Source organism: Streptomyces sp. NBC_01210 (assembly GCF_036010325.1).
Lineage (GTDB): Bacteria > Actinomycetota > Actinomycetes > Streptomycetales > Streptomycetaceae > Streptomyces.
The window spans coordinates 8,205,418-8,218,266 of the sequence record NZ_CP108549.1 but is presented as its reverse complement, the minus strand read 5'-3'; the positions used below and the strand labels follow the sequence as shown (position 1 = coordinate 8,218,266).

The window sequence follows — 12,849 nt, the reverse complement described above, 5'->3', positions numbered from 1 at the left end:
TGGCATATTTCAGACCGGTCCAGGCCCGGCGGGGGGAGCACCATGGGTTGGCTGGAACAATTGCGCGGGCCATCGGCCCGCGCTCGCGGCGGCCATGGTGCCACCACGGTCGCCGGGCATTTCACGGCAGGCCCGACGCATCACGAACCCAAGCGCCTCGCGGCCGAATTGCGTGATCTGGCCGGCCACCCGCTCTGTGCGGTGCACGGCGAGGCGCTGCGCCGTCTCGCGGATGCGGTGAACAGCGGCAGCGAGGACGAACTGCGCATGTGGGCGGGCGGCGGACTGGTCGCCGCGTACTGCGGGCCGGACGCGCTCACAGCCGCGACCGCCGCGGAGTCCGGCGGAGCGCGGCGGTTCCTCCATGCGCTGCCCTCCGTACTGGTCTTCGCCCCGCTGCTGGTCACCTGGGCAGGGCTGGGGGCCGCCGCCTACGCATACCAGCGGATGCGGGACTCCGGCGAAGGCGCCGACGCCGGCCCGTCCGAGTCGTTCCTCACCCTGTGGCAGCAGGGCTTCGACGGCCACCTCTGGCCCGTCCTGCACTTCGACATGATGGTCGTCTACACCGTCATCGCCCTGCTGGCACTGATGGGCACCACCGTGCTGAGCCGCCTCAGGGACACGGCGGAGGAGACGGAACGGCGGCTGGTCGTTCCCCGACTGTCGGGAGCGCTCGCCCAGGTCGAGGCGCTGGCCGCACGAGCCGCGCACGCCTCCCCCGCCCACTTCGCCCAGGAACTCCAGGGCGCGGCCACGGGATTGCGGGCCCTGCTGGTCCGGGCGGCCGATGTCCAGGAACGCGCACACGGGCTCCTCAGCGAGGCCGGTGGGGCCGCGGAGCAGCACCTCGCCGCCGTCAAGGCTCTGGAGTCGGCCGTGGCCGAGCTGCGGGCGGGAACAGCGGACGTACGGGAGTCCGTACACGCCACCACACAGGCGGCCGGCGAGGTGGCGGCCGGTTCCCGGCTGCTGACGGACGAGCTCGCCAAGTCGGGCAGCGCCATGGCTGAAGGCATGGACCGCGCAGGCCGGCTGGCTGCGGAACGGATGGGCAGCGCCGGGCAGCTGACCGCCGACCGGATCGACAAGGCCGCGCGCGAGGCACGGGAACGGGAAACCGCGGCGGCCGACCGCACGGCGCAGTGGATGCGCCAGGCCGTGCAGGAGGTGACCGGATCCCTCACCGCCGTGCGCGCCGCGACGGCCGAGTCGGCTCAGGTCCTGACCGCGACGCTCGGCGGTCTCGACCGCACACTGGCGGCCCTGCCGGCCGCCCTCGAACGCGCGGCCGCAGAGGGCGCCGAACGCATCGGCACCGCCTACGACCTTGCGGTCGCGGCCCTGGCCGTCTCGCTGCGCGAGGAGGTGCACACCGTCACCACCGAACTGGCCGCCCGCATCGCGGAATTGCGCGAAGCCACTCTCACCCAGCAGAACGGCCTGACCCGGGCGCACACCCGGCTGCTCGAAACGGTCGAGGAGTTGCACGGCGCACTGCGGTCCCTCGCCGACACCCTGGCCGCGGGCCCACCCGCCCCGCCCTCCCCGCCCTCCCCGCCGACGCTGAGCCTGCCCCTGCCCGGACTCCGTCCACCCGCCGGGCCGGGAGCGGGCGCCGAAAGGAAGCAGGCCCGCCCCGAACCCGCCGGTGATCCCCGGAGCGCGCGGGCGGCCGGCGAGGGGGACCGATGAGGAGACGCGGCATGTCGGGGGCACGGCTGGCAGGGTGGCTCTTCGCCGATCTGCTGCTGGTCATGGTGGTCGTGGCGCTGGGCGGCGAGAAGATGACGGAAGGCGCCGGTGCGCGCATTCGGCCGGAGCTCACGGCCGGCCCCACCAGTACGCCGGCGCCGTCACTGACGCCCGCGATCCCGGCCCCTGCGCCGAGCAGCCCGGCGGCCCCGGCCGGCGGGCTCGATCCGGACACCGAGTCGATCACCGTACGCACCGACCCGGAGGACCTCATCGGCGGCTCGGACGGGGCCGCCGCGAGCATTCGACGCCAAGTCGTCCAGAAGGCCATGCAGTTCCAGGGCGAGCGGGCCGCCTTCGTCATCGTCTTCGGCAACGCCGGACGACTCCCGGGCGGCGCGGTCGACACCCGGTCAAGCACGGCGTATGCCGAAGCCGTCGCCAAACTGCTGCCCGCCGCCGCACCCGATTTCTTCCCGCCCTACGACGAGAAGATCATCCGCAGCTACCACAACACGGACCCCGGCGTTCCGTCCGGCACCGCCGAGATCGAGCTGTTCTTCCTGCTCCACTGACCCACTCACCGCACTCACCGCGGAGTCGCCGTGCCCCACTCATCCGCATCAGCCGCCACAGGTTCCCACACGTCCTCGCCCACCGCTCTCGCCGATCTGCAGCGGTACGCCGAGGATGCCCAGACCATGCTCCGGGACCAGGAGATACCCGACACCCCGGAGTGCCACGCCGCCCGGGACCGGGTCCGGGAAGCCGCCCAGGAGCTGCTGGACCGGGCCATCTCCCCCGTCACCATCGGCGTCGTCGGGGAGTACAGCGTGGGCAAGTCCCTGCTGCTCGGCACCCTCTTGGGCTGCCCCGATCTGCTGCCGGCCGAGGAACGCCCCACCACCGGCAACATCACCGTGCTGTCGCTGACCGCGGGCGAGCCCGGCAGCCCCACCCGGGCGGCAGATGACACCGAAATCCGCTATCTGAGCGAGGCGCAGCTCAGCCGCTGCGTACAGGACATCCTCTCCAGTCTGATCACCAAACTGGACAAGAGGCATCCGGAGTTGGGCGCGGGCACCGCCCTCGCCGGATACGACCCGGTGGCCGATCCGCGTGGCTGGGCGCCCTTCGACAGCTGGTACCCGTGTCTGTGGCCGGCCCCACCGGGCGCGGGAACCCGCCCGGTGCCGCCCGAGGTCATCGACGACACCCACCGGGACACCGTGGTCGAGCTGTGCCGGATCAGGGACGCACTGCTCAGTCAGCAGGGAGAGCTGAGCGTTCTCGGGCAGAGCGTCTCCGTCAAACGGCGGATCGTCAACGAGGCCCTGAAGCTCCCGGCCGAGAAGGTAACTCCTCCCACACCACCCAAGCTCACCATCCAGCCGTTCAACCGCGAGAACGTCCGCAGCGAAGTGGGCGATGCGCTCAGCCGCAGCTTCCCGCTGATCGAGCGGGTGGTCCAGGAGGTCACGGTCTCCCCCGACCACTGGGCCCTGGGCGGTCTGCTGACCGAACACCGGCTGCGGTTCCTGGACTTCCCCGGCATCGGAGCGGCGGGCTCGTACGGCAGGGACAAGTCGCTGAGCCGGCGTGTGCTCGTCGACGTACACACCATCCTGCTGGTCCTTCTCTCCGCCCGCCCGCAGTCCAAGGGAGCCTCCGAATTCTGGGACATGCTCCTGGAGGACGGCCGCACCCCGGAGGCCCTGGGCCAGGCCGCGCTGGTCGCCTCCAACATCTTCGACCGGACGCACCTTCCGTCCCTCGCCGCCCTCCCGGGCTCCGAACTGCCGCTGCCCCAGCTGCTGCGGCACGCGGACGAGCTCAACGGAATCCATGTCTACGGCAGCAAGTTCGTCCGGGGACGCCAGGACGGCATCGTCGTGACCTCGGCGATCCCCGCGATACGCCGCTACGAGCTGTCGTACACCAACCTCTCCGACCACACCCGCGACCGCGTCCGCGCCGCCATCGGCAAGCTTCCGCCGCCCGGCGAACGCCCATGGGAGCCGATCGCGGCCCGCCTGGAGGCCACCGAGCCCGCCAATGCCTGGACGCCACGGCTGCGCGCGTACGACGAGGACGGCGGCGTCGGCCATCTGCGCACGCTGATCGAGGAGCACGTACGGAAGAACGGCGTGGCGCAGAAGCTGGAACGTGCCGAGCGCTCACGGCGGAAGCTGAACGCGGCACTGCTCACGCTCCAGCGCCAGATACACCGCTCCGCGGCAGGCGAGAACGCCGCGTACCGGGAGATCACGGAGATGTTCGCCGAGCTGCGCTACCTGCTGGACAAGCGGGTGCGCCCCGCCCTGCACGCGCTGCACAGCCCCGACCCGCTCGCCGAGGACGGCGGCGCGGCACCGGATTACGGCGAGGCCGGGGTTACGGGAACCCTGGCCCGGCCGCCGGGCTTGGCGACGACCGCCGCCGCCGTGCACCAGGACGTCTTCCAGTGGACGCAGTGGCACCAGCTGCTGGAGCGCGCCGACCGGGACCAGCAGCATCTGGTCACCAAGAGCAGGCTGCCCGCGGCCGATACGACCATCTGGGAGGACTACTTCGATTCCGGGGACGCGGGCTCCGACGCCCCGGACGACATCCTCGGGGACGCGGACCCGGCGGAGGACTCATCCGGCATCTTCGTCGAGAACTTCCGGCAGACGGTCCAGGAGTGGAGCAGGAACGGCAACGACGGGCTGCGTGAGTGGTGCCAGGACTGGGCCGCCCACTGGCAGCAGGAGTTCGCCGCGCTCCGCGAGTGGTTCGCCGAACCCGATACGCGCTCGCTGCTGATCGAGCTCTACTCCCGGCGCCGCGGCGGATCGGCGAAGGCCCGCCGGCAGCTGGGGCATCTCTGGACCTGTCTCGACCCCGAGAAGACGGTCGGAAAGATCATGCCGAGGCTCGACCACCGGGAGTGGGACAGGAGCGAGCTGGAAAGCCGTTTCCCCGCCCGGCCGCACCACGCACTGGCCTGGCACCACCTGATGCGGGACCTCGAGGAGCACATCGAGGAGCGGGAACGGCACCCGTTGCGGGTGGTTGAACTGCGCCAGCACACGGCGGTAGCCGCGGCCCGGACGGTCACGGACCATCTGGAGGAACTGCTCGGTGTGGTCACCGAGCAGCTCATCCCGGTGTACGACCAGGCATCTGCGGCCCTCCTCAAGGAGAGCGACATCGTGCCGCCCCGTCAGGACCCGCCGGGCGACGGTCTCTTCGGCGGTCCGGCCGGCCATCCACCCGGCGGCTCACCGGACGGTGACGGCGGCGCCGACGAGTACCGCGAGTACGTCGAGCAGCCGATCGACCACCTCATCAGGACCTGGAGCGTCGACTGACCATGAGCAGCGCACTGGAGATCTCCTTCCGTGTCCCGCCGCGTGCCGGCACCGAACCCGGCACCACGCCCCACCCCGGCGTCGTGGCGCTCGGCCGGCGGCACTTCCGCGTCTACGCCGACCAGGACGGCTTCGCCCTTCCCGAAGTGCTGGTTGAGCGTGAGCCCGGCAATTTCGGCTACATCACCGTCCATCTGCCGCCCCGCGTCGAGGTCCGCGCCGAACCTGGGGAGCCCATGCCGGCGCAACTCGCGCACGCCCTGGAGACCGTCTGGGTCCCGCAGGAGTACACCGTCGTCAGCGTGGACGGACTCCGAGTCCTCTCTGCGTACGCCCGGTTGCCCGTCAGCCTGGTGTACGGCGATCCTCGTACGGCGCCACCGGGTGCTCCGTTCCCCGAGAGGCAGCTCCGGGTCGATGTGCACTGGTCCGTCGACTACACCGGCCCGTCGGGCAACTACACCGCGCCCGGCAGCGTCACCGTGGAGTTCGCGCCGCCGGGTGAGCAGCCACCGGCGGCGGAAACAGCCTCCGGGTTCGCCTCCGGCTTCGAACCCGCGGACGATGGCGAGTTCCTGGCGCTGCGGACCCCGCAGCCGGCGGGCGACCACTTCCAGCAGTTCGTCGTCGTCGATCTGGGCTCGACCGCATCCACGGCGACGCTTTGGGACCTGGGCAATATCACGCACCGGCTGGTCGACCCCGATCAGACGGCGGCCCTCGCCGAGCTGCTGAGAGAGTTGCTGGAGCCTCCTGCCGACGCTCCCACCGAGTGGCGCAAGGTGGTGGAGGCGATCATGTCCAGCCGACTCGTACTGGGTCGCCGGGGCGGACAGCGGATCACCGGGCGGGAGGCACTCGCGCGGCTGAACGACGCCGATGTCGTCGACGCCCTGATGGTGAAGGTGGAGCAGAGCCTGCATCAGGACAGCCGGCCGGCGCTGCGGGACTGGCTGGTGTCGCGACTCTACGACGGTTACGCCCGCGTCATGAGCACCCCGGCGCTGGACCGCCACAAGCTGCGGCCCGTGGACTACGAGGACGTCACCGGCAAACGCACCCATGCCCCGGCGAGCGCCCTGGTCGAACTGTCGAAGCCGGCCGAGGCCGAGCCCGGCGTCGCTCCGCTGCCGCAGGACCGGAGTTTCAAACTGTGCGGGGAGAACTCCGACGACGCCATCACCGGTATCAAGCGCGCCCTCCTGGAGCATCCGCCGCGCCCTGTCGGCGGCACCGACATGAGCGCCGTCCATCTTGCCCAGCACATGTATCTGCGGCTGGTGGAACGGGCGGAGGAACTCACCCGCCGTGAGGGGGACCGGTCGGAGCCACGGCTGCGCACCGCCGTCATCACCTATCCGACGAGCATCCTGCCGGAGATCAAGCTCCGGCTGGAGACGCTCGTACGCACCGGACTCGGCATCCCGCAGGTGGTGATGGACTACGACGAGGGGCTGGCCGCCAGTCTCTTCTTCGTGATGCGGGAGCTGTCCGACAACCAGAACCTCGGTCTGGAGGCGCTGCGTTCCCGGTCGCGGCACGTCAGCGACGACCCGCCGACCTGGCATCGCATTCTGCTGGCCATCGACATCGGCGGCGGCACGACGGACATCGCGCTGCTGCGGCTGGCCATGGTGGACCAGACACCGGAGCTGACGAAGGAGGAGGAGTTCGTCTCCGGCCGCGACTACCGGCTCGAACCGCAGCTGCTGGGCTCGACCGGGCACGGGCAGCTCGGCGGCGATCTGCTGACTCTTCAGGTCTTCTACTGGATCAAGGCCTGTCTCGTGGACCAGTTGCGCTCCGGTGGCAGCAGCCCCGGCGCGGCAACCGGTATCGGCGCGAACGGTGAATCCGTCACCCGTACCCTCGCCACCCGGATCGCCGACCAGGCCGCCGAGATGCTGAACGTCATCGTCGCCCCGGACGTCCACCGCACACTCGACGAGTACCTTCCGACGCGCTGGGACAATGTCCGCGACGAGGCGGAGCGCGACCGGCGACGGCGCCGTTTCACTCTCCTCTGGCAACAGGCCGAGCTGCAGAAACGCGAGCTGGGCAAAGGTGCGGACGGCAGCGGGGGCGGGGGCTCAGCGGCCGCCGGGACGATCAGGACCGATCATGTCCAGGCGATTCTCGACGCCTGCTCGCACGGGCTCGGCCAGGCGAAGGAGGTCAGGCTCGACCCCGCCGACTTCCGAAAGCTGCTGCAGCCGGTACTGAGCCGGGCCGCGGAGATGGGCGGCGACCTCGTACGCACGGTCTTCACCCGGATCCACGAGGAGAACGCGAAACGCGTCGCCAAGGGCCTGGATCCGCATCCGGTCCCTGCCCTCGACCAGGTGGTGCTCTCCGGCCGCAGCAGCGCGCTGGCGCAGGTGCGGGAGAACGTCATCGACGTACTCACCAAGGTCGACGCCGACTCCCAGGTGCGGCTGGGCTGGAACCCCACCGCCCTCGCGGTCGAGAAGGGCTTCATCGCCAAACAGGCGACCTCGCTCGGCGCGGCCTGGGCCCATTCCACCCATGCCCTCGCGGGCGTGCTGGGCGGACAGCGGACTCGGCTGCGGGCCACGGACGCGGTGATCCGGCTGAGCGATCTCGACATCAGGACCCAGGGGCTCTTCTCCGCGCTGCCAAGCGATTTCGGCCCGGTGACCGGCGAGGCCAGGGTGCTTCCGGTGCTCCGCGCCGGTACTCCCTTCATCGAGCTGGACGCGCGGGGCACCAGAGGTGTCCGTACGGACTGGCAGCCACTGAGCGACCTGGTACTGCTGTACCGGGCCGTCTCGTCGAAGGACTCGATCCAGTGGGGCAGTTTCAATCTGTTCCTGGCCGCCGACGCGGAGTCGATGAAGGAGCCGCTGGGTGAGGTCTGGCGGAGCATGGACGGCAACGGCGTCAACTACCAGCTGGAGATGGACCACCGGCTGTTCTCCTACATTCTGCTCTGCAACGGCACACCGCATCTGCTGGTCACCGGTCAGCCCCTGGAACTGAACGACGCACTGCCGGGTCTGGCCTTCAATGCCTCGCTCGGCCAGTGGTCACTGCCCGGCAGCATCTGCGTATCGCTGGGCGCGCCGGACGCGGGCGCACCGGACCTGGTCGAGGTGTTTCCGGATCCGCGGGCCGCCGGTCCGGGTGCAGGAACACGTTCGGGTACGGGCGCTGGTGAGACGTATCTGGGCGAGCTCTTCCACGACACCACCGATTCCGAGGAGCCACCGGTTCCGGGACGGGTGGCGGGGCTCGACGCGCTGCCGGTCCGGGGCAACTACCACTTCTATCTGCTGCGCGACGGCAGCGGCGAACCCGAGTACCTTGGCCGGCTCCCGGCCCCGGGCCAGGGCGAGCACTCGGCGACGTTGGACGCCCACGGCCGGCTCCGCGTGCACCGGGGTGCCGTCCCCTATCTGCCCGCGGAGACACTGCGGCAGGTCGAGCAGCGTCCCGGCCGGGTACTGCACCGGCCGATGAACCGCGGTGTCAGCAACTTCAACAAGCACTGGGACCCCACGAACGGGAGCCACTGATGCCCGCCACCAGCACGGCCACCGACCACTGGGACATGTTCGCCGACGCCGTGGCCGACATCTTCAGAGCGGGCCCCTCGGAGAGCCGCGACGCATTGCTGGACGCTCTGCGCCGATGCGCGGAGACGCTGAAGGAGGAGATGACGCCGGATCACGAACGGTACGACGGCGACTCCGACGAGGTGGTCTCCCGCGTACTGGACGCCTACAAGGCCCTCGGTCTCGCGATCCGGGCCGCCGGAAGGGCGCCGGCCACGGGCGGACCCGAGCCGGCCGACGAGGCGGACAACCGCACCGGGGCGGCCCGGCGGACGGGCGAGGACGGTACGGACACGGGTACCGGGGCCGAGTCCCAGGACATGACCGCAACGCGGCACGATCCCGATCCTGAATTCGACCGCGAGGCCCAATGTGCCGCCCGCCTGGTCGAGTTGGGCGATGAACTGCACACGGCCCACGGCATGTACGTCGGCAGTTGGCGGCGCCGTCCGCCCGGGCCCGTCACCGGGAAGGACATAGCCGGGTCCTGGGAGTCACTGCACATCGCCCTGCTGCGCCTACCCAAGAAAGACGTCGCCACCTGGCGGGACAAGTTGGCCAGGGCCGCACGCGAGTCCCTCGGCATCGACAGCGCCGCGTCGTCGGGCGCGCCGGACGACCACCCCGTTCCCGCGCTCGGCGCTCTGCACAACGGAGTTGTCCTGCCGCGCGCCTTCACCACCGAGAGGGCGCTGAGAAGGGCCGCCGCCCAGGCGCCCCCGGACGTCCGCGACGGGCTCGGCATCGGGGACGCCGGGGCCGGCGACTTCCACGACCCGCGGCTCCACTGGGCCGCGCGGGCAGCGCAGGCGCTCCGGCTGGTGGAGCTCGACCCGGAGCTGCGAGCTGTCCTCGACCCGGACGGCGCTCCTGCCGCTCTGTGGCACGAAAAGCAGAACCGGTACCGGAACGTGCTGGTGAGCAGCTTGAAGACCGCTGCCAACGCACTGAGTGGAGGGGCCGACTGGACCCCCTCGACACAGTTGGGCCCCGCCCTGCAACTCGACCTCCTACTGGGCGGACTGCACCACGAACCGGCGGCCGCCCCGGACAGCTGGTGGTGGTGGTGGCGCAGGGAAGTGTCGTGCATCCTCAAGCCGCTGGCCGAGAAGGCGGGCCATGAGTTGGTCTTCGACGACACCCGCACCTGGCACGAGTCCGAGCTCGGCGCGTTCACCAGGAACAATGTGGGGGGCGACAGGACGCGGGACGAGCAGTTGATGCACTGGGTGCTCCAGACCCCACTGCGCCGACGCGGCGGACAGGGGACGGAGTTCCCGGGCAGGGTGGTCTGGCGCCCCGACCCGCCGAACCCCGGCGGGCTGTGACATGGCGGGAACGGCGGGGACCCATCGCCACACGTGGAGCGGCCCATGGTGGGTGCGCGCGAGCGCCGTGCTCGCCGCGTCCGGGGTGGGACGTGCCGCCGGACTGTCCCCACAGCTCGCGGCCGATGTGGCGATGCTCGGTGCACAGGACGGTGACGCGAGGCGGGTTCCGCTCCGGGTGGTGGTGCCCCGTACCGGCCCCGGCCCCGGGCTGGTTCCGCTGCTGGCGGGGCTGCGCATCGCCGATCCGCCCTTCGACACGGACCTCCTTCCGGTCTCCGTGCTCCACACCGCCGTCGACCGCCCCGAACTCCGGTTGGCGCCCGCCCAGTCGGCGGCGCTCGACCGTCTGGCCCGGCTGCTGGCCTCTCGGCCGCAGCTGCTGGGCGAGGCACTGCGCGCCTCGCCCGGCACGGCGGCCTGGCTCCGCGTCCGTGCGTCCGAGGCCGCCGCCGGCCCCTTCTTCCGCCCGGGCTGCGCGGGCACCGAAGCGGTCGCGCGTACCTGGCGCCGCTGCCAGGACCTCACCGCGGCCGGTCCCGTATCGGCGGTCCTGGATGCCGCCGTGGCATCGGCGCTGTCCGCACCGGCGGTGATCCGCGCGCCGTTCCGCGCCTCTCTCCTGCCCTGGCCGACTCCGGGCGAAAGGGGCCGGGACAGCCTGTGCACAGAGGTCGTCGATCTACCTGTCGTAGCGCCGGACAGGGGCCGGACCCGCGACCGGGCGCGCGCTGCGCCGACAGGCCCTGGAAGTACTGCACGCCGCGCACCTCGTTCTCGCCGTGTTGCCGGCCGACGAGCTCGGTGCGGACGCGAAGCCCTCGTCGGCGGTCGGAGTGCTCGGGGGACTGCTGGACCAGGTCCGGCGGGCGCCGCACGCGCCACCGGTCGTGCTGGTGGCGACCGTGGCCGGGTTGCGCGGGAGGCATGGAATGGCGGATCTGGGCAGCTGGTTGCGCGGTCGCGGCGGCCGGACCGTGGGGCCCGCGACCGAAGGGTTGCCGGTGTACGCAGTGGCCTTGCCGGAGGCCGGACTGGCGGCGCGGCTGCTCGACGGGACGGTTCGGCGGCCCGGGTACGCCGTGCGGCAGGCGGAGGCCGACTGGGCTGCCTCAGGTCTGGCGGCGCTGAGCGAATTCGTCCTGCGCCCGCTGATCGGCGAGGCCCCTCGCCAGGTTCCCGGCCTGACCGTGCAGCGGCTGCGGGCCGCGTGCCGGGACATCCGGCTCGGCTGCCTCGACTTGACGGACCGTCATGAGCGGTCCACGGCCGGCCCTGCGAAGTCGCCTCCGCCCAGGGAATCACTCCTGGAACCGGAATCGCTCCGGGAACGCGACGGACGCGAACTCTGGGACCGTCTCGAAGCCTTCGCCGCGTCCGCGCTCGCGGAGCGAGCCGTGCGGCGGCTGGCCACGAACGGAGGTCGGCCGCGTGGAGATTGAACCGCTCGGTCTGGTCGCGTTGCTCGCCCTGCTGTTCGTGTCCCTCGCCCTGTGCGGCGTACTGGCCGCACGGGTCCGCCGCGGATCGCGCCGCGACGTAACACCGGCACTGGTGCCACCGAGGGAGCTGGTCGCGGCGGAACTGGAGCGGACCCGCGGGGCGTACGAGGTCCAGCTCACACGGCTCCGTGGAGAGCGGGAGCAGGCACTCGCGGACAACGGTGTTCTGCGGTCGCGGCTCGCCGAGGTGGAGGGCGGCGTGGAGGCTGCCGTCGCGGCGGCGGTGGAGGTGCGACTGGCTGCCGCGCTGGAGGCAGATGTGGAGGCGCGACTGACCGCCGCCTTCGAAGCGAAGGTCGAGCTGGGAGTGGCTGCCCGGCTCGCCGAGGCGCTGGCGGCCGCCGCTGCCCGGAACCGCACGCGGGAGGCGGCCGAGGCCCCCTACCCGCCCGGCGGGCCGGCGCTCTCCCCCGCCGTACCGAGCCGACTGCCGCTGGGCAGGGATTCCGCGGCCGACAGCACCGTCGACGGTGCAGACCTCGGTCCGCTGATCATCCGGGCGGCCTCCGTTCGGGGCGACCGGCAGCGCGACGACGGTGAGCACCGGCGGGACGCGATCCTGCTGGGGCTGGTGGAGGAGATTCCCTCTCCGACACTGCTCAGCGTGGTGGCCGCGGGTGCCCCGCGCGGGCTGTGGTCGCGCTCGGCCGCGGAGCGGGCCTGCCGGAGCCTCGCCGCGCAGCTCGGCCACTACGGCGAGCGGCTCGGCGCCGAGCTGTATCAGGGTGCCTACGCCACCACGCATGTCCCGGGCGATGACAGCGAGCTGGGGGGCCTGCTGCGCACCGCCCTCCAGGGTGTGGCTCGCTCGGTGCGTCTGGTGGCGCGCAACGAGACGGGCGGTGCGAGCTCCGGTATCGGCGGCACCGGCGGGGCCGGGGACGCAGCGGTCGAGGTCGCGCTCACCGGACTGCTGTCCCGCCTGGGCGATCATCAGCTGCGTGAGCATGTGGCTTTCGGTGTCGGCGACTGCTCCGTACTGCGGCTGCGAGAAGGCGCCTGGGGCGAGGTTTTCACCGGTGCCCGGGAGGCGCGGCTGCCCACCGCCGCGCCGGAGCTGCGCTGGGCCCGGTTCGAGACCCGGCCGGGTGACCTGCTGGCGGTGTGCAGCGCGCCCATGGCGGAGCTGCTGCTCCGCGAGGATCTCGGTGACTGGTTCGCGGAGCGCTGGGCAGACCGGCGGCCGTTTCTGACGGCGTTTTTCTCCGATGTGAATGTTCGGGTGAGGTCGGCCGGGGGCGACCGGTCGGCTGTTTGTCTGTGGGATTTCGGGGAGGCCCGCCGCACCTCTACGACCGGTGACTCGACGCGGTCCGCCACCGGCGACGGTCACGCGTGACGCGGGGCCCGTACGCGTACTGCCATGAACGGCGGCGGCTCACACCGAGCACTTCCC

General features: G+C 71.7%; 7 protein-coding genes. All 7 read left to right on the top strand.

What is annotated here, in order from left to right; translation table 11 throughout:
- Positions 1–42: 42 nt before the first annotated feature.
- The 7 genes from OG735_RS37020 (at position 43) to OG735_RS36990 (ending at position 12,792) form a co-directional block, all read left to right on the top strand.
- Complete coding sequence (locus OG735_RS37020) at positions 43–1,695, top strand: hypothetical protein (protein WP_327327517.1); 1,653 nt, start codon at positions 43–45, stop codon at positions 1,693–1,695.
- A gap of 11 nt (positions 1,696–1,706) precedes the next feature.
- Complete coding sequence (locus tag OG735_RS37015) at positions 1,707–2,270, top strand: hypothetical protein (protein WP_327327516.1); 564 nt, start codon at positions 1,707–1,709, stop codon at positions 2,268–2,270.
- Between the two features lie 30 nt (positions 2,271–2,300).
- Positions 2,301–5,048 carry a hypothetical protein gene (locus OG735_RS37010; RefSeq protein WP_327327515.1) on the top strand — a complete coding sequence of 916 codons (2,748 nt, stop codon included), beginning with the start codon at positions 2,301–2,303 and terminating at the stop codon, positions 5,046–5,048.
- Between the two features lie 2 nt (positions 5,049–5,050).
- The gene (locus OG735_RS37005) at positions 5,051–8,584 is read left to right on the top strand and encodes a hypothetical protein (RefSeq protein WP_327327514.1); all 3,534 of its coding nucleotides are present in this window, start codon (positions 5,051–5,053) and stop codon (positions 8,582–8,584) included.
- The gene (locus tag OG735_RS37000) at positions 8,584–9,951 is read left to right on the top strand and encodes a hypothetical protein (RefSeq protein ID WP_327327513.1); all 1,368 of its coding nucleotides are present in this window, start codon (positions 8,584–8,586) and stop codon (positions 9,949–9,951) included. Before OG735_RS37005 ends, OG735_RS37000 begins: the two co-directional genes overlap by 1 nt.
- A 782-nt stretch (positions 9,952–10,733) precedes the next feature.
- On the top strand, positions 10,734–11,393 hold the full coding sequence (locus OG735_RS36995; protein WP_327327512.1) for a hypothetical protein: 660 nt from the start codon (positions 10,734–10,736) through the stop codon (positions 11,391–11,393).
- Positions 11,383–12,792: a hypothetical protein gene (locus tag OG735_RS36990; RefSeq protein WP_327327511.1), complete on the top strand. Its 1,410-nt coding sequence runs from the start codon at positions 11,383–11,385 to the stop codon at positions 12,790–12,792. Before OG735_RS36995 ends, OG735_RS36990 begins: the two co-directional genes overlap by 11 nt.
- Positions 12,793–12,849 lie beyond the last annotated feature (57 nt).

Excerpts from the sequence above, each read along its gene's own strand:
- OG735_RS37020 (WP_327327517.1), top strand. The coding sequence starts at position 43 with ATGGGTTGGCTGGAACAATTGCGCGGGCCATCGGCCCGCGCTCGCGGC.
- OG735_RS37015 (WP_327327516.1), top strand. The coding sequence starts at position 1,707 with ATGTCGGGGGCACGGCTGGCAGGGTGGCTCTTCGCCGATCTGCTGCTG.
- OG735_RS37005 (WP_327327514.1), top strand. The coding sequence starts at position 5,051 with ATGAGCAGCGCACTGGAGATCTCCTTCCGTGTCCCGCCGCGTGCCGGC.
- OG735_RS37000 (WP_327327513.1), top strand. The coding sequence starts at position 8,584 with ATGCCCGCCACCAGCACGGCCACCGACCACTGGGACATGTTCGCCGAC.